The organism is Pelomonas baiyunensis, from assembly GCF_043555935.1.
GTDB classification, from domain to species: Bacteria; Pseudomonadota; Gammaproteobacteria; order Burkholderiales; family Burkholderiaceae_C; genus Pelomonas; species Pelomonas baiyunensis.
This window is the reverse complement of sequence record NZ_JBIGIB010000004.1, coordinates 117,826-134,285: the sequence shown is the minus strand read 5'-3', so window position 1 is coordinate 134,285 and position 16,460 is coordinate 117,826. Positions and strand designations below refer to the sequence as shown.

Sequence of the window (16,460 nt, the reverse complement as noted above, 5' to 3'; positions counted from 1 at the left end):
CGCGGCCGGCACGCATCGGGTGTTCAGCCGATGCTCCGCCGGGGCTCAGCCCGCGTTCACGGGGCGCTCACCGCTTTCGCCGCCGCCTCGTCCACCGGGGTGGCGCGCACTTCGGCAAACACCTCGGTCTGGTCGCCCCGCGGCGTGTAGGTGATGTACTCGCCGCGCACGCCCTCGGCCGTCACCCAGAACAGCAGGCTGTGGCCTTCCACGCGGTGCTTCAACACACTGCGCACCGGCAGCCGGGCCAGCCGCCATTGGCCGTCTGCGGTTTGCCAACTGGCCTCGAACACCTCGGGCACGGGCATGGCTTGGCGGCGCAGCACGAAGGGCAGGTTGCGGCCCACGGCCACGGGCTTTTCACCGAGTGAGGTGATGTCGCTGTAATGCCAACGCAGGTGCTGCACGGTGCCGGCACCCGGGGCCACGCCGAACTCGAAGGCGTGATACGGCCGCTGCTCGGGGCCGAGTACCGCACAGGCCGACAACCACAGGCTTGCGGCCAGCGTCAGCCCGACGAGGCGCCGTCGGGGCTGGGCGAGTGCGGGGAGGCAGGGCAGCGAGCGGCTTGTGGTCATGGCGCCCCATTGTTGCCGCTGGCCGAGGGCCAATCGTTCGCTGCGGCGCGCCGGGTCTACGCGCTGTGCGCGCACCTAGACTGTTTGCATGACCCGCCCGCTGTCTGCCGCTGAACGCCTGCATCTCACGTCGGCCGTGCGTGCTCGCACGGCATCGAGCCTGCTGCGCGCCCAGGCCGACGTGGCGCGTTTGCAGCGATCGTGGGCCGACGCCTTGGCGGGGTCCGATCTGGACCGCATGGTGTCTTGGGCGGTCTTGGTGCTGAGCGCTCAGGTGCGGCTGGGCACGTTTCAGGCGACCTGTGAGCAGCGCCCGCTGGCGCCAGCCCTGTGCGCCGGTGGGGTGGCGCATGGGGTGCAGGCGTGGTCGTTGTACGTGCCCCTGGCGGCCCGGGCGGGGCGCGAGTTGTGGCTGCCGACCGGGCATGAACCTCAACTGCCCTGGTTGTGGGCACTGGCCGAGCTGTCGGGCATGGAGCCCGAAGCCACCTGGCTGGCGGGTCTGCTGCACGCGTGGTTTCGCAGCGGCGTCATGGACAGCGTGCCGGCCGACCCGGCGCTCAACGACCTGATGTGGTGCTTGGTGAAAGCCCGCCACACCGGTGTCTGGCCGGATGAGACCGAGTGGCCCGAGACGCTGGGTCGCTACCGTCCGCTGATGGCGCTCGAAGGGACCGACCCAGGCGCTGCGGTGGACGCGGTGCATGCCGTGGGCGACTTGGCGCTGCGCTGCCGGGCCGAGGTCCTGGAGGTGCAGCCGGACCTGGCGTACGAAACCGAGCCCTGGGGGTTGCTGCCGCTGGATCTGTTGCTGCTGTCGCATCAACGGGTGGCCCGGCGGGGTGCGCCGCTGCCGGGCTTGCGTGACCACCCCTGGACGGCGTCGCCCATGGCCCAGATGCCGGTCGGCCGGCCGGCGCCAGCCGAACCGGCGGACGCACAGATGGCTCAACTGGCGGCGGTGGCCAGGCAGCAGTTGGGGGACGCGTGGCAGCAGTTCCCGGCGCTGCCGGCGGTGCCGGACTGACCGGACGCAGTCCGGCGGGTGCGGCGGGCGCGCGGCGAGGGCCGGTCAGTACAAACGAATCGCCATGTCGAACTGCCAGGTGCGGCGAATTTCGATGACGTCGTACTCGCGGGCCAGTGCCGGTGAGAACGCCGGGTAGTTGGCCTGGCCTTCGATGACGCGGCGGATCGCGTCGTCCAGCGCGGGCAGGCCGCTGGAGCGGGTGAAGCTGATGGACTCCACCGTGCCGTCGGCGCGCAGGGCCACCGTGACCAGCGGGTCGGCGTGCGGCTGCTTCACCAGTTCGCGCAGGCTGTCGAACGCGGCGCTGAGCTGGATCTTGCGGGCCCAGGCCTCGGCGTAGAGCACCATCTCGGCGTTGGCATCGGTGCGACCGAACAGCCGCCCGCGCCGCACGCTGCTCCAGGACGAGGGCAGGTCTTTGGCCTGCGCCTGGCGGGCGGCGTCGCGGCGGGCCGCTTCTTCGTTGAGCTGCTGGCCGATGGCGCGCAGGCGGGCTTCGCGTTGGGCCTCGTGGGCGGCATCCGCGGCCTTGGCGGCCGCCAGCCGTGCGGCTTCGGCCCGGGCTGCCTCGGCGCGTGCAGCCTCCGCCCGTGCGGCGTCTTGCCGCACCGCTTCCTGTCGGGCAGATTCTGGCCGCGCGGCTTCCTGCCGGGCCGCGGCTTGGCGAGCGGCCTCGGCGCGGGCAGCCTCCTGACGCGCCGCTTCGGCGCGAGCCAGCTCAGCCCGCGCGGCTTCGGCTCGCGCAGCTTCGGCCTGGGCTGCCTGCGCAGCCTGAGCGGCCTGAGCAGCTTCACGGCGCGCGGCTTCCTGCTGTGCGGCCAGGCGGCGCGCAGCGTCTTGTCGTGCGGCGTCAGCGCGGGCGGCTTCGAGTCGGGCCGCTTCCTGGCGTGCTGCCTCCTGCCGCGCCGCTTCTTGCTGGGCCGCTTCTTGCCGGCTGGCTTCCAGCCGTTGCGCGGGAGCCTGGCGTTCCGCTTCTACGCGCGCGGCCTCGGCCTTGGCGGCGTTCAGTCGCGCCTGCTCCTGGCGCAGTTGTTCTTGCCGCACTTGTTCTTGCCGCACCTGCTCCTGCCGGAGGGCCTCGCGGCGGGCTGCTTCTTGCTTCAAGGCCTCCTGGCGTGCCTGTTCGGCGCGTTCTGCACGTTCGGCCTCGGCCTGCGCGGCAGCCTGGGCGGCCGCCAGCCGTTCCGCCTGCTGGCGGGCCTGGGCGGCGGTGTCTTGGGCGGCGCGGTCGAGCAGTGCGAGGTCTTGGCTGGCGGTGCTGCTGCGGGTTGGGGCGGTGTCCCGCACGGCGGTCAGGCGGGTGAGTTCCGGGCCGGTCGCGGACGCAGGGCCCAGGGCCGCCACCACGGGGGCGGAGGCAGGCAGCTCGGGCGGCACGGTCCAGCGCGGGTCGGCGGGTTTCTCCACGGCCACCAGGCGCGACACCGCTACGGGCGCGGCGGCTTGCAGCGTGGCGGTGGTGGGCGGGGTGTCAGCGGCCGGGCTGGGGGCAGGCGCGGGCGGGGTGGCTGTGCTCGGGCTGGCCGGCGCCGCGGTGGGCGGCTGGGCCTCGCGTGGCGCAGCGGGGGGCGCGCTGTCGGCCGGCAGTGCCGCGTGTGACCCCGGTGGCTGCGGGGCGGGCGCCGGCGGCTCGGGCGGCGCCACCAGCACCACGCGCAGGTCGGGCACCTCCGCCCGGCGGGCTTGCCAGGGCAGGCTCAGGCCCGGCAGGCCCAGGCCTTCGCCGCCCCAGGTGAGGCTGAGCAGCAGCGCATGCAGCAGCACCGAGACGACGAGCGCCGGCCCCGGGCCCCGGGCCCGGCGACGCGCTGGCACCGGCGGCCAGCCGCTCAAGCGGGCCTCGCAGGCAAGGCCCGCCCCGGGCGCCCGGCCGGCCGCGGTCGGCCGAGCCCGGGCCGGGCTTGCGGCGGGGGCAGCGGGCGGGTCATGGGCGGGACCAAAGGAAGGGCCAAGGGCGGCATGGCGCGCATTGTCGTCAGCCCGCCGGCGGGGTCGGCGCAGCGTCCTACGGCCGCAGGGCCGGCCCCCGCGGCCGAGGGGGTGGGTTGTCGTGTTCCGGGCGCGCAGGGCGTTTTAGCGAGTGACCCCAATGTTTTTTCTTGGAGTTGCCATGTCCACCCAGCCCTCCGCCTCCGCCCCCGCTTCAGCCCCCACCCTCACGCCTGCCCTCACGCCTGCCCAGGCCATGGCCCGCCGCTGGCTGACGCTGGACCTGTTCCTGGCGCACCGCCGGCCGGTGCGGCGTGAGCCGGTGTTGGCGGTGCCGCCGGTGGTGCGGCCGCAAGGGGTGGCGCCGCTGCCCACGGTGCTCACGCTGCGTGCCGGCGCCGCAGCGCCACAGATGGGCCGTCAGGCGGCTGAGGGCGCGCTGGAAGCCGGCAGCGAGCGGTTCTACGCCCCGCGCCGCGAATCGCAGTTGCTCACAGGGCGGTGAGCAGCGGCGCGCCGCGCTGCAGCGCGTCCACGTTGGCCAGAAAGGTCTCCACCGTGGCGCGAATGGCCTGAGGCGACCAGCCCGCCACATGCGGGGTCAGGATGAGGTTGTCCAGCCCGTCCAGCGCTGCAGGCCAGTGCGGTTCGCCCTCGAACACGTCCAGCGCCGCGCCGGCAATGCGGCCCTCGCGCAGCGCGGCGGCCAGGGCGGCCGTGTCCACGCAGCTGCCGCGGGCGATGTTCACGACGTGGCCGCCCGGGCCCAGGGCGGTCAGCACCTCGGCGTTCACGAGGTGGGTGGTGCCGGCGCCGCCAGGCGTGGCCACCACCAGGTCGTCCGCCCAAGCGGCCAGTTCTAGCACGCTGGGGAAGTAACGCGCCGCACCGGCGGCGTCACTCGGGCGGCGGTTGTGATAGCCGATCACCATGCCGAAGGCGGCGGCGCGCGCGGCGATCTTGCGGCCGATCTGGCCCAGGCCGATGACGCCCAGCCGCCGGCCGGTGAAGTGCGGATACAGCGGCAGTGCGTCGCGCCACTGGCCGGCGCGCAGGGCGGCTTGCTGGCGGGGCAGGGCGCGCACGCTGGCCAGCAGCAGCGCGAGGGTGTGGTCGGCCACACAGTCGTCGTTGGTGCCGGCACCATTGCACACGGGCACGCCGCGTGCGCGGGCGGCGGCGAGGTCCAGGTTTTCGTAGCCGGCGCCTTGGGCGGCCAGCAGGCGCAGGCGCGGCAGCGCAGCGATCTCGGCGCCGGTGAAGCCGACCGAGCCATTGGTCAGCACGTACTCGATGTCGGCGGCCTGCTCGGCGAGCGCGGCGGCCCGCAGCGCGGGGGTGGGGGCGTCGATCACGCGAAAGCGCGCGTGCAGCAGGGCTTTGTGTTCATCGGCGATCGCGACGAGCAGCAGCAGAACAGGCGTCATGGAAGCAGGGCAGGGAGCCATCAGAATGCCCGCATCATGGCCGAACCCGTCTACTTCCCCACGCCCGAGGCCTTCCGCGACTGGCTGGCCGTGCACAGCGCCCAGGCCTCCGAACTGGTGGTGGGGTATCACAAGCGCGGAACCGGCCTGCCCAGCATGACCTGGCCGGAGTCGGTGGACGAGGCGCTGTGCGTGGGCTGGATCGACGGCGTGCGCAAGCGCGTGGACGAGCTGCGCTACCAGATCCGCTTCACGCCGCGCCGGCCCACGTCCATCTGGAGCCGCGTCAACATCGACCGCGTGGCCGTGCTGACGGCCGAGGGCCGCATGACGCCCGCCGGCCTGGCCGCGTTCGAGCGCCGCACCGAGCGGCGCAGCATCGTCTACAGCTACGAACACCCGGGCGAGGTGAGCCTGCCGCCCGCGCTGGAAGCCCCCTTCCGGCGCGAGGCGGCGGCCTGGGCCTGGTTCGAGGCGCAGCCGCCGGGCTGGCGCCGCCAGATGCTTCGCCATGTGCTGAGCGCCAAGCAGGCGGCCACGCAGCAGCGCCGGCTGGCGTTGTTGATGGCCGCATGTGCCGAGGGGCGCCGGCTCTGACCGGCAGATTTCACCTTCGGCACCCGGGGCGCGGCCCCGCACAATCGCGCCACTTCAAATTTGCGTCGTCCCCATGAAACGCTTGCTGCTCCCGGCGCTGGCCGCCACCTTGGCCACCCAATTGGCCACCCAATCAGTCGCCCAATCGGCCCACGCCACCCCCGAAACGCCCTTGGAGGCCCTGCCCTACACGCCCAGCCTGGACGTGACGGCCATGGACCGCACCGCCGACCCCTGCGACGACCTCTACCGCTTCGCCTGCGGGTCGTGGAGCAAGACCAACCCGATCCCGGCGGACCAGTCGCGCTGGTCGGTCTACGCCAAGATGGCCAATGAAAACCAGCGCTACCTCTGGGGCGTGCTGGACGGCCTGGCGGCCCCCGCGCCGGCGGGTGTCGAGCGCTCGCTCAACCAGACCAAGCTGGGCGACTACTTCGCCAGCTGCATGGACGAAGGCGCGGTGCAGGCCGCGGGCCTCAAGCCCCTGCAACCGCTGCTGGACCGCATCGCCGCGCTGAAGGACAAGCGCGAGCTGCCAGCCCTTCTGGCCGAGCTGCAACTGGCGGCGGGCGGCGAGCGGCTGTTCTTCGGCTTCAGCGCCGGGCAGGACTTTGCCGACGCCACGCGCCAGATCGCCTTTGCCTACGCCGGCGGCCTGGGCCTGCCCGACCGCGACTACTACCTCAAGCGCGACGAAAAGACGCTCAAGATCCGCACCGCCTACGAGGCCCATGTGGCCCAGGTGTTCGTGCTGCTCGGTGACACGCCGGCCGCGGCCCAGGCCGCCGCCCGCAGCGTGCTGGCCACCGAGACCGTGCTGGCCCGGGCCTCGCTGAGCAAGGTCGACAAGCGCGACCCGTACAAGACCTTCCACGTCGTTGACGCCCGCGGCCTGCAGGCCCTGACCCCCGGCTTCGACTGGGCGGCCTACCAGACCGCGCTGGGCACTGCGCCCGGCCAGGCGCGCTACAACGTGACGGAGCCCGCCTTCTTCAAGGCCCTGGGCGCGCGGCTGAAGGCCTTGCCCGTGGCCGAGCTGCAAACCTACCTGCGCTGGCAGGTCGTCAGCAGCCTGAGCCCGGCGCTGAACAACGCCCTGGTGCAGGCCAACTTCGACTTTTACGGCCAGACGCTGACCGGCACCCCGCAGCTCAAGGCCCGCTGGAAGCGCTGCGTGCAGCTGGTGGACGTGCAGCTGGGCGAGGCGCTGGGCCAGGAGTTCGTGGCGCGCAACTTCACGCCCGACCTCAAGGCCGCCACGGTGCAGATGACCGATGAGATCGAGGCCGCCATGGCCCGCAGCATCGACGGCCTGACCTGGATGAGCGCCGAAACCAAGGCCCGCGCCCACACCAAGCTGCAGGCCATCCTGAACAAGGTGGGCTACCCCGACCGTTGGCGCGACTACAGCGCCTTCACCGTGCAGCGCGGCGACTTCCTGGGCAACGTGACGCGCGGCAACGCCTTCGAGGCGCGCCGGCAACTCGCCAAGATCGGCCAGCCCATCGACCGCGGCGAATGGAGCATGACGCCCCAGACCGTCAACGCCTACTACGACGCGCAGAAGAACGACATCAACTTCCCCGCCGGCGTGCTGCAGGCCCCGCTGTACGACCCGCGCCTGGACGAAGCGCCCAACTACGGCAACACCGGCGGCACCATCGGCCACGAGTTGATCCACGGCTTCGACGACGAAGGCCGCCAGTTCGATGCCCAAGGCAACCTCAAGAACTGGTGGACCAAGAAAGACGGCCAGGCCTTCGAGAAGCGTGCCGCCTGCGTGGCCGACCAGTACGCCACCTACCCGGTGGTGGACGACATCAAGATCAACTCCAAGCTCACGCTGGGCGAAGACCTGGCCGACCTGGGTGGCCTGGTGCTGGCCTGGGAAGCCTGGAAGGCCCACATGAAGGGCCGCACGCTGGAAAACCGTGACGGCATGACGCCCGAGCAGCGCTTCTTCGTGGGCTTTGCGCAGTGGGACTGCGCCGACGCCCGCCCCGAGGCCCTGCGCGTGCAAGCCAAGGTGGACCCGCACTCCCCGGCCCGCTGGCGCATCAACGGCGTGGTGGTGAACATGCCGGAGTTCGAGAAAGCCTTCGCCTGCAAGCCCGGTGCCAAGCTCGTGAAGAAGCCCGGCGAGCACTGCAAGGTGTGGTGACGGCCGCGGGCGGCGCTGCCGCCCGTTCCGTTCAGGCCTGCACCACGTTGCGGCCCTGGCCCTTGGCGCGGTAGAGCGCCGCGTCGGCCCGGGCCAGCACCTCACTGGCTTGGGCGTCGCTGCGTTCGGCCTCGGCGATGCCGAAGCTGGCGCTCAGCGGCCAGTCTTGCTCCAGCCAGCGCAGCGGCGTGGTGTCCACCAGCATGCGCATGCGCTCGGCCACCAGCGCCGCGCCGGCGATGTCGGTGTCGGGCAGCAGCACGCAAAACTCCTCGCCCCCCAGGCGGCCGAAGCGGTCCACCTCGCGCACGCAGGGCTGCAGGCCCTGCACCAGCTGCCGGAGCGCGGCGTCGCCCGCGGCGTGGCCCAGGGTGTCGTTGAGCTGCTTGAAGCGGTCCATGTCGATCATCACCAGCGCGTAGCCCTGGCCGCGGTGCAGGGCGTCGTGCGCCTCGGCCAGCGCCAGGTCGAACGCCCGGCGGTTGAGCACGCCGGTCAAGGGGTCGTGCGCCAACAGGCGCTCGATGCGGGCGATCAGCCGCATCAGCACCAGCACGGCCAGCGTGGCGTTTTGCAGCAGGGTCAGGCCCAGCGCCGTCCAAAGGAACGCCCGGTTGAAGGCGTTGGGCGTGAGCATGTTGGTGGTGGTCAGCGGGTTGATCGCCGCCTCCACGCAGCGGGCGGCCATCAGGCTGGCAATCAGGAACAGCGGCAGCGTCAGCCCGCCGAGCGACCGGCCGGCGATGGTGCCCGCCCGCAGCACCCGCCAGGCCCGCAGGGCTGCCACGCCCACGAGGCCTGCGCTGGCGCCGCTGACGATGAGCGCCTGCCAGCGCAGGTCGCCCTCGTACGGTTGGGCCAGCAGCAGCGCGCCGGCCACGGCCACCGTGGCGCTGGCCACGCGCCAGCGCAGTTGTCGCTCGGTCACCAGGCCCACGGCAGCGCCCAGCAAGGCAAAGCCGAGCATGGACAGCAGGTCCCCGGGCCAGTAGGCCAGGGCATCGGGCCAGCGGCCGCGCAGGGCCTGGGCGGACAGGCCCAGGGCCGAGGCGGCGTTGGCGCCGGCCATGGCCAGCGAGGCGCGCGGCGCCAGGCGGCCGACGAAGGCCATGGCCAGCCACACCAGCGAAGCCATGGCCGCCACCAGCACCACGCTGGCCAGCAGGGTTTGGGTTTGCGCGAGGGTGGTCATGACACGGGGTCTGCCGTCAGCGGCGTGGCCACGCACACCCGGTTGCGGCCCTCGGCCTTGGCGCGGTAGAGCTCGGCGTCGGCCCGCACCAAGCCCACCTCGCCGTGGGGGTCGCCCTCGCTGGGCAGGGCCACGCCCACGCTGCAGGTCAGCGTCAGGGGCTGGCCCTTCCATTCCAGCGGCTCGGCCGCCAGCTGCACGCGCAGGCGCTCGGCCACGGTGGCGGCGCCGGCCAGGTCGCCCGGCTGCGCCAGCGGCATCAGCACGCAGAACTCCTCGCCGCCCAGCCGCCCCAGCCGGTCCACGGCGCGCAGGTGGCGTTGCCACACGCGCACGCAGTGCTGCAAGGCGGCGTCACCGGCCGCGTGGCCGTGGCCGTCATTGACGCGCTTGAAATGGTCGATGTCCATAATGGCCAGCGCAAAGCCACGGCCGCGTTGCAGCTGGGCTTGTGCGTCGGTCAGTGCCCGCTCGAACGCGCGGCGGTTCAGCGCGCCGGTGAGCGGGTCGCGGTGGGTGAGGTGCTCGATGCGGGCGATCAGCCGCCAGATCATCAGGGCGATCAAGTTGAGCGTGATCGTGGCCGTGACCACGAACCACAGCACCGCCCGCTGCGGGGTGGGCAACACGCCCAGGCGCACGTGGTCTTCCCAGCCGGGCGTGAACAGCAGCTCGGCCGTGTGCCCGAGGCCCAGCAGGGCCAGGCCGACGAAGGGCGCGGTCATGCCGAGGGCGATCAGCCGTGAGCGCTGCGGGCCCAGGCCCCGAGCCACCTCGCGCACCGCCAGCAAGGCCAGCGCGCTGGTGCTGATCGTGCCGGCCAGCTGCGGCGCCAGGCCCGAGCCGCTGGCCAGCCCCGCCCCGATGCCCAAGGCCCCGAGCGTGCCCAGCCACTGCAGGTCGTGCGGTCGTTGGCGGCTGCGCAACATGCGGCGCAGGGCCATCACCAGCAGCAGCATGCTGCCCAGCAGGCCAAGCTCCGGCACGCCTTGGCGCAGCACGTCGGGCCAATCCGCCATGCAGTCGGCGCAGCCGTGGGTGGCGAAGCGCAGCAGGTGGCCGGCCGCCATCAGCCGGCTGGCGCGTGGGGCGATGCGGAACACCTGCGCCAGCCCCAGCCATGCCAGCGCCGCGACCACGTTGAACAGGGCGCTGACTTGAAGGACGGTGGGAACGTCGAGGAAATCCATGCGGGGCCGGGTGTCAGGGCTTGCATCTTCTCCGAGAACGACACAATGCCAGGCATGTCGACCTGGCTATTGATCACGGGTGGGTCTCGCGGCATTGGCGCGGCCACGGCGCTGTGCTGTGCGCGGGCCGGGTGGGACGTGGCGCTGAACTGCGTGCGCGATCTGGCAGCGGCCGAAGCCGTGGCCGCGCAGGTGCGGGCGCTGGGCGTGCGGGCACTGGTGCTGCCGGCCGATGTGGCCGATGACGCCCAGGTGGCCGCCATGTTCCAGCAACTGGACGCCGCGGGCGGCGCGCTGGCCGGGCTGGTGAACAACGCGGGCATCGTGGCCCCGGCGGCCCGGTTGGCGGCGATGGACAGCGCCCGCTGGCAGCGCTTGTTCGACGTCAACGTGATCGGTACGCTGCGCTGCTGCCAGCACGCGGCGGCGCGCATGAGCCAGGCCCGGGGCGGGGCGGGCGGCGCCATCGTCAACCTGAGTTCACGCGCGGCGGTGTACGGCTCGGCCGGCATTTATGTGGACTACGCCGCCACCAAGGGCGCAGTGGACACGCTGACCCTGGGCCTGGCGCGTGAGCTGATCGCCGAGGGCATCCGTGTGAACGGCGTGCGCCCCGGCATCATCGACACCGACATCCATGCCGACAGTCACATGGACCCGCACGCCGCGGCCGCCGGCATCCCCATCCAGCGCCTGGGCCGGGCCGAAGAAGTGGCCGAGGCCATTGTCTGGCTGCTGAGCCCGGCGGCGAGCTACACGGTGGGCGCCATCCTGGACGTGGCCGGCGGGCGCTGACCGGTGGCGTCAGGGGCGCGCGGCCAGCAGGGCGCGGGCGCGGGCCAGGGCTGGGTCGTTGGCGCTGCCGGCCTGGCTGAACAACTCCAACTCCGGCACCGCCTCATCGGGCGCCAGGCCGCGGCCTTGCAGCATCTCGCCGGCCGGCGTGCGGTACAGCGCCGTGGTCAGTTTGATGGCGCTGGTGGGCGAGATCATGCGCACCGTCTGCACGCTGCCGCGGCCGAAGGTCTTGCTGCCGATCAGGCGCGCCCTGCCGTTGTCGCGCAGCGCCGCCGCCAGGATCTCCGCGCCCGACGCGGTGCCGCTGTCCACCAGCACCACCAGGGGCACGGAGGTGAGGGCTTCGGGCCAGGGCTGGCGGGGTGTGCGGGCCAGCTTTTGCACCTCGGCCCGGTTGGCGGTGAAGGTTTGCGTGGCCTCGGCCACCCGGCCCTCGCTGCGCGCGATGACCGCATCTGGCGGCAGGAACATGGCCGCGATCTCGATGCTGGCGTTCAGCAGCCCACCGGGCGAGCGGCGCAGGTCCAGCACCAGGCCGCGCAGCGGGCCGCCTTGCTGCAGCGCGTTGAACTCGCGGCGCAGCTCGCCCGGCGTGGCCTCCAGCAGGCTGTACAGGCGCAGGTAGCCGATGTCGTCGGGCCCGCGCGTGCGGACGATGGGTGGCACCCGGCCGACGACCCGCACCAGGCTCAGCGTGCGCGGGGCCGATTCCCCGGGGCGGCGCAGCGTCACGGTCACGGTGGAGCCCGCCGGGCCGTTGAGCCGCGCGATGGCCTGCGCCGGGTCGGCTTCTTCCAGCGATTCGCCGTCGATCTCCAGCAAGAAGTCGCGCGGGCGCAGACCGGCCGTTTCCGCGGGCGAGCCGGGGCTGGTGCTCACCACCGTGGGGAGGCCGGCGCGCTGGGTCAGCTCGACGCCGATGCCGGCGGTGTCGCGCGGGCGGGGGCCGGTCAGCGCGGCCAGGGCGGGGCCGTCCAGGTGGGCGGACGACGCGTCCAACGACTTGAACATGCCCTTCATGCAGGCGCTCAGCAGCTGCGTGCCGTCCACCGGCGTGACGTAGTCCGACTGGATCGCCTGGTAGCTGCTGGCCACGGCCCGCAGCGATTCCGTCACCTGAGGGGGCAGCGGGTCGGCCAGTGCGATGGGTGCAATGGACGCGAGCATGGCTGCGGCCAGGGTGGAGGCGCCGGCGCGCAGGCCGCAGTGCAGGGCAGGGGTGGGCATGGGGCTGAATGGGTTTGAAGGGGGTGAACAGAACGCTGCGGGGAGGGCGGGTCAGCGCTTTTCCACCAGCATGGGGTCCAGCCCCAGGTCGAGGCGCAGGCGGGCGGCGGTGGCGCGGGCCTCGTCCAGGCTGGGGAAGGGGCCGGCGCGCAGGTGGTGGCGGCCGGCTTCGCGCACGATGGTGAGCAGCGGCAGCAGGGCCAGGTCGGCCGCGCCCACCTTCTGGCGCAGGGCCTCGGCGCCGTCCAGCCGGTTGAAGGCGCCGAACTGCAGCCAGTGGATGCCCGGCGCTGCGGGGGCGCCGGGCGCTGCGGGCGTGGCCGTGGGCGTCGGCGCGGGCGTCGGCGTGGTGGCACGGGGCGTGGTGTCTCGCAGTGGCCCGCCGGGGGCGGGGTCCGGCACGAACACCGGGGCGGGCTCGGTGGGGCTGGGCACGCCCAGGCCGGCGCGGATCTCGGCGTAGGTGATGCGGCGCACCTCCACCGGCGCCACGCCGCGCAGCAGGTCCAGCTTCAAGGCGGCGGTGTAGCTGAGGTCGATGACCCGGCCCTTGTGGAACGGCCCGCGGTCGTTGATGCGCACGGTCACCTCGCGGCCGTTCGCCGGGTTGCGCACCCGGGCGTAGCTCGGAATCGGCAGCGTCGGGTGGGCGGCCGTCATGGCGTACATGTTGTAGACCTCGCCGCTGGAGGTGGGCCGGCCGTGGAACTTGTTGCCGTACCACGAGGCCAGGCCGCGTTCGCTGAAGGGCACATCGGCGGTCAGGGGCTCGTAGCGCTCGCCGGCCACTTCATAGGGCTTGTTCGGCCCGCCCACGCGGATGGCCTCCAGGCGGGGAACGGCGTCGGGCACCTGGGCCAGTTGGGCCAGCGAGGCCGGCGGCGTGGGGCCGGGGCCGTCGCGCTCGGCCGCGGGCGGGGCCACCGGGCGGGAGGCGCAGCCGCTCAACAGTGCCAACACCAGCAGCACCAGCGCCGTCAGGGCCGCCCCAGTATGCTGTGCGCCCTCGTTCCATCGTCGATGCCATGCCATGAGCAACTTCGTCTTCCCTCCGGCTGAAATTCCAAGCGCCACGGTGCGTGGCACCCCGGCGCGTTACGCGGTGCGGCGCATCTTCTGCGTGGGCCGCAACTATGCCGATCATGCCCGGGAGATGGGGTCGGACCCGACGCGTGAAGCGCCGTTCTATTTCACCAAGCCCGCGCACGCGCTGACCCCCTCGGGCGCCACCGTGCCCTACCCCACCGAGACGAGCAACTACCACCACGAGATGGAGCTGGTGCTGGCGCTGGGCGCCCCGGTGTTCAAGGTCACGCCCGAGGCGGCCGAGGCTGCGATCTGGGGCTACGCGCCGGGCCTGGACATGACCCGCCGCGACCTGCAAGCCGCCGCCAAGGCCGCCGGCAAGCCCTGGGACACGGCCAAGGGCTTTGATCAGTCGGCCATCCTGGGCGAGATCGTGCGCGTGAGCGACGTGGGGCGCCTCACCCGCGGCGCGATCACGCTGGCCGTGAATGGCGTGGAGAAGCAACGGGGCGACCTGGCCGACATGATCTGGAGCCCGGCCGAGATCGTGGCCAACCTGAGCCAGCTGTACCGCCTGCACCCCGGCGACCTGATCTACACCGGCACGCCGGCCGGCGTCGGCGCGGTGGTGGCGGGAGACGTGATCACCGGCCGCATCGAAGGCCTGGGCGACATCGCCGTCACCGTGGGGCCGGCCGAATGATGTTTACCGAAGAGACCCTGGCCCAGGCGCGCGAGCGCAACATTCGCGACGCGCTGGCCGAAGACATCGGCCGCTGCGACTGGACGGCGCAGCTGGTGCCCGCCGGCCGCCGCGTGGCCGCGCAGGTGCGCGTGCGTGAGCAAGCCGTGCTGTGCGGCCGTGACTGGTTCGACGGCGTGTTCGCCGCGCTGGACCCGAGCGCCCGCATCACCTGGCTGTACGACGAAGGCGCGGTGATGACCGCTGACACCCTGGTGTGCCGCATCGAGGCCGACGGCCGGCGGCTGCTGAGCGCCGAGCGCCCGGCGCTGAACTTCCTGCAGTTGCTGTCGGGCACGGCCACCGTGACGCGGGCCCACGTGGACGCCGTGGCCGGCGCCAGCCCCAACCGGCGCGGCTGCGCCATCCTCGACACCCGCAAGACCGTGCCGGGCCTGCGCCTGGCGCAGAAGTACGCCGTGACGGTGGGCGGCGGGCAGAACCAGCGCCTGGCGCTGTATGCCGGCATCCTGATCAAGGAGAACCACATCGCCGCGGCCGGTGGCGTGGCCGCCGCGCTGCAGGCCGCCCAGGCACTGAACGCGGGCGTGGACATCCAGGTGGAGGTGGAGACCATCGCCCAGCTGCACGAGGCCCTGGGGGCTGGTGCGGTGAGCGTGCTGCTGGACAACTTCACCGAGGCGCAGATGCGCGAGGCCGTGGCGGTGAACCAGGGTCGCGCGCTGCTGGAGGTGTCCGGCGGCGTGGCGCTGGACCAGCTGCGCTGGATTGCAGCCACCGGCGTGGACCGCATCTCCATCGGCCGGCTGACCAAGGATGTGCGCGCGGTGGACTACTCCATGCGCGTGCTGGGCCCCATTGACGCTGAGGGCGCCCCTGCTGTCTGAGTCAGCGCCCTGAGTCGGTGGCCTGAGCCTGCGGGCTCAGCCGGGCGGGCTCAACCCAACAGGTGCGCCCGCACGCGGGCAGCCGCGTCGGCCGGGTCTTCCTGCATGAAGCAGTGGCCGCCGGCCGTGACCTGCACGTGCAGGTGCGAAGGGTTGTGCCGGTGCGCCCGGCCGCAGCCCACCTTCACGAAGGGCATGGTGTCCACGCCGTGCACCAGCAGCGTGGGCACCGCAATGCGCCGCAGCCGGCTCCAAAGCTGCTGGGGCATGGTGCTGAAGATGGTGGACTCCAGCTCCGGCGAACACTTCAGCGCCACCTGGCCCTCGGGCGTGTCGCGCAGGGCGTGGGTGACGAAGGCGTCCAGCGCGGCTTCCGTCCAGCCGCGGTACGTGCCGCGGCCGCGCAGGCGCTCGCGGGCGTCGTCGCGGCTGGGCCACTCACGGCGGCGGCGGCGCGTGGCGCGCGCCAGCGGGTTGGCCAGGCCGCTGCCCACGCGGCCGATCAGTTGTGCCGTCAGCAGCATGGGCGGCGGGAAGAGCACCGGGTCCAGCAGCGCCGCGCGCGCGAAGGGCTGGCCCGGCTCGGCCAGCAGCAGTGCGGTTTGCACCCCGCCAAAGCTGTGGCCCAGCGCAAAGCAGGGCACGTCGCCAAACCGGCCACGGCCGGCCTGGAAGGCCTCCAGCGCGGCGTCGGCGCAGGTGTTCCAGCCGGGAAAGCGCGGCGCGGGGTCGCTGTCGCCGTGACCGGGGGCGTCACACAGCCACAGGTCGAAGTCGGCCGCCAGGTGTTGCAGCAGCGGCTCGTACACCCGGCCGCAAAAGCCGTTGCCGTGCAGCACGTGCAGCAGCGGCTTGCCGCTGGGTGCGCTGCACCAGCCGCGCAGCACCGTGCCCGTGACGGGGGAGGCGTGCGACCAGGCGGTCAGCGTGAGCGCGGGGCTCACGCGGTGAACCACGGCTCGTTGGGCAGTTCGTCGAACACCTTGCGCAGGCCGGCGCTCCAGCCCTTGCGCAGCGCGAGGAAGTAGGGGTCGTCGCGCTCGATGCGGTGCGGCGGCTGCATGGCCTGCTCGAACTGGTTGGCACGCAGCATCAGCATGTCGATGGGCAGGCCCACCGACAGGTTGGACTGGATGGTGGAGTCAAAGCTCACCAGCGTGCACTTGGCCGCCTCTTCCAGCGCGGTGGTCTCGTAACGGATCACGCGGTCGATGATGGGCTTGCCGTACTTGCTCTCGCCGATCTGGAAGTAGGGCGTGTCTTCCGTGGCTTCGATGAAGTTGCCCTGCGGGTAGATGTGGAACAGGCGCGGGCCTTCGCCCTGGATCTGCCCGCCCAGCAGGAAGTTGGCACCGAAGTCCACGCCCTGGCTCAGCGTGCCGGCATTGCTGTCGCGTGCCACCACTTCTTTCAGCGTGCGGCCCACCAGCACGGCGGCGTCGTACAGGCTGGGCACGTTCAGCAGGTGTTCTTCGTCGCCCTTGAGCCGCGCGTTCAGCAGCGACAGCACCGACTGCGTGGTGGCCAGGTTGCCGGCCGTCAGCAGCACGATCTCGCGCTGGTGCGGGATCTGGAACTGGTACATCTTGCGAAAGCTCGCGATGTGGTCGACGCCCGCGTTGGTGCGGGTGTCGGAGGCAAACAGCAGGCCTGAGCGCAGGCGCATCGCGACGCAGTAAGTCATGGGCAGCGGGCGTACAACGGAAGGACCGGAT

Annotated in this window: 16 protein-coding genes; 7 read left to right on the top strand and 9 right to left on the bottom strand. The window is 72.5% G+C overall.

Annotated features, from left to right (window positions below; translation table 11 throughout):
* Window positions 1-56: 56 nt before the first annotated feature.
* Window positions 57-578 carry a hypothetical protein gene (locus tag ACG01O_RS14805; protein WP_394385768.1) on the bottom strand — a complete coding sequence of 174 codons (522 nt, stop codon included), beginning with the start codon at window positions 576-578 and terminating at the stop codon, window positions 57-59.
* Window positions 579-666: 88 nt separating this feature from the next.
* Here ACG01O_RS14805 and ACG01O_RS14800 point away from each other — a divergent pair, with 88 nt between their 5' ends.
* Window positions 667-1,605, top strand: a complete 939-nt coding sequence (locus ACG01O_RS14800; RefSeq protein WP_394385767.1) for a hypothetical protein — start codon at window positions 667-669, stop codon at window positions 1,603-1,605.
* A gap of 45 nt (window positions 1,606-1,650) precedes the next feature.
* Here the strand turns inward: ACG01O_RS14800 and ACG01O_RS14795 are convergent, their stop codons facing one another.
* On the bottom strand, window positions 1,651-3,441 hold the full coding sequence (locus tag ACG01O_RS14795; protein WP_394385766.1) for a TonB C-terminal domain-containing protein: 1,791 nt from the start codon (window positions 3,439-3,441) through the stop codon (window positions 1,651-1,653).
* A 277-nt stretch (window positions 3,442-3,718) separates the two neighbouring features.
* On the opposite strand from ACG01O_RS14795, the gene ACG01O_RS14790 reads away from it, so the two are divergent.
* Window positions 3,719-4,042 (top strand): hypothetical protein, encoded by a 324-nt coding sequence (locus ACG01O_RS14790; RefSeq protein WP_394385765.1) that lies wholly within the window; start codon window positions 3,719-3,721, stop codon window positions 4,040-4,042.
* Here the strand turns inward: ACG01O_RS14790 and ACG01O_RS14785 are convergent.
* Window positions 4,029-4,964 (bottom strand): 2-hydroxyacid dehydrogenase, encoded by a 936-nt coding sequence (locus tag ACG01O_RS14785; protein WP_394385764.1) that lies wholly within the window; start codon window positions 4,962-4,964, stop codon window positions 4,029-4,031. The two genes, ACG01O_RS14790 and ACG01O_RS14785, sit on opposite strands and share 14 nt — an antisense overlap.
* Before the next feature lie 36 nt (window positions 4,965-5,000).
* On the opposite strand from ACG01O_RS14785, the gene ACG01O_RS14780 reads away from it, so the two are divergent.
* The gene (locus ACG01O_RS14780; RefSeq protein ID WP_394385763.1) at window positions 5,001-5,561 is read left to right on the top strand and encodes a YdeI/OmpD-associated family protein; all 561 of its coding nucleotides are present in this window, start codon (window positions 5,001-5,003) and stop codon (window positions 5,559-5,561) included.
* 73 nt (window positions 5,562-5,634) lie between these two features.
* The gene (locus tag ACG01O_RS14775) at window positions 5,635-7,722 is read left to right on the top strand and encodes a M13 family metallopeptidase (protein WP_394385762.1); all 2,088 of its coding nucleotides are present in this window, start codon (window positions 5,635-5,637) and stop codon (window positions 7,720-7,722) included.
* Between the two features lie 31 nt (window positions 7,723-7,753).
* Here the strand turns inward: ACG01O_RS14775 and ACG01O_RS14770 are convergent, their stop codons facing one another.
* Entirely contained in the window at window positions 7,754-8,914 is a 1,161-nt protein-coding gene (locus tag ACG01O_RS14770) for a GGDEF domain-containing protein (RefSeq protein ID WP_394385761.1), read from the bottom strand.
* On the bottom strand, window positions 8,911-10,104 hold the full coding sequence (locus tag ACG01O_RS14765) for a GGDEF domain-containing protein (protein WP_394385760.1): 1,194 nt from the start codon (window positions 10,102-10,104) through the stop codon (window positions 8,911-8,913). The genes ACG01O_RS14770 and ACG01O_RS14765 overlap by 4 nt, the downstream gene beginning before the upstream one ends.
* 54 nt (window positions 10,105-10,158) lie before the next feature.
* Here ACG01O_RS14765 and ACG01O_RS14760 point away from each other — a divergent pair, with 54 nt between their 5' ends.
* Complete coding sequence (locus ACG01O_RS14760) at window positions 10,159-10,899, top strand: SDR family oxidoreductase (protein ID WP_394385759.1); 741 nt, start codon at window positions 10,159-10,161, stop codon at window positions 10,897-10,899.
* 9 nt (window positions 10,900-10,908) lie between these two features.
* Here the strand turns inward: ACG01O_RS14760 and ACG01O_RS14755 are convergent, their stop codons facing one another.
* Both ACG01O_RS14755 and ACG01O_RS14750 read right to left on the bottom strand, forming a co-directional pair.
* On the bottom strand, window positions 10,909-12,129 hold the full coding sequence (locus ACG01O_RS14755) for a S41 family peptidase (protein WP_394385758.1): 1,221 nt from the start codon (window positions 12,127-12,129) through the stop codon (window positions 10,909-10,911).
* Window positions 12,130-12,180: 51 nt separating this feature from the next.
* Window positions 12,181-13,161, bottom strand: a complete 981-nt coding sequence (locus ACG01O_RS14750; protein ID WP_394385757.1) for a septal ring lytic transglycosylase RlpA family protein — start codon at window positions 13,159-13,161, stop codon at window positions 12,181-12,183.
* Between ACG01O_RS14750 and ACG01O_RS14745 the strand changes: the two genes are divergently transcribed.
* Window positions 13,160-13,858 carry a fumarylacetoacetate hydrolase family protein gene (locus tag ACG01O_RS14745; RefSeq protein ID WP_394385756.1) on the top strand — a complete coding sequence of 233 codons (699 nt, stop codon included), beginning with the start codon at window positions 13,160-13,162 and terminating at the stop codon, window positions 13,856-13,858. The genes ACG01O_RS14750 and ACG01O_RS14745 overlap by 2 nt on opposite strands.
* On the top strand, window positions 13,855-14,745 hold the full coding sequence (gene nadC, locus ACG01O_RS14740; protein ID WP_394385755.1) for a carboxylating nicotinate-nucleotide diphosphorylase: 891 nt from the start codon (window positions 13,855-13,857) through the stop codon (window positions 14,743-14,745). The genes ACG01O_RS14745 and nadC overlap by 4 nt, the downstream gene beginning before the upstream one ends.
* A 50-nt stretch (window positions 14,746-14,795) precedes the next feature.
* Here the strand turns inward: nadC and ACG01O_RS14735 are convergent, their stop codons facing one another.
* Both ACG01O_RS14735 and ACG01O_RS14730 read right to left on the bottom strand, forming a co-directional pair.
* On the bottom strand, window positions 14,796-15,689 hold the full coding sequence (locus ACG01O_RS14735; protein WP_394385754.1) for an alpha/beta fold hydrolase: 894 nt from the start codon (window positions 15,687-15,689) through the stop codon (window positions 14,796-14,798).
* On the bottom strand, window positions 15,686-16,429 hold the full coding sequence (locus ACG01O_RS14730; RefSeq protein WP_394385753.1) for a proteasome-type protease: 744 nt from the start codon (window positions 16,427-16,429) through the stop codon (window positions 15,686-15,688). The genes ACG01O_RS14735 and ACG01O_RS14730 overlap by 4 nt, the downstream gene beginning before the upstream one ends.
* Between the last annotated feature and the right edge of the window lie 31 nt (window positions 16,430-16,460).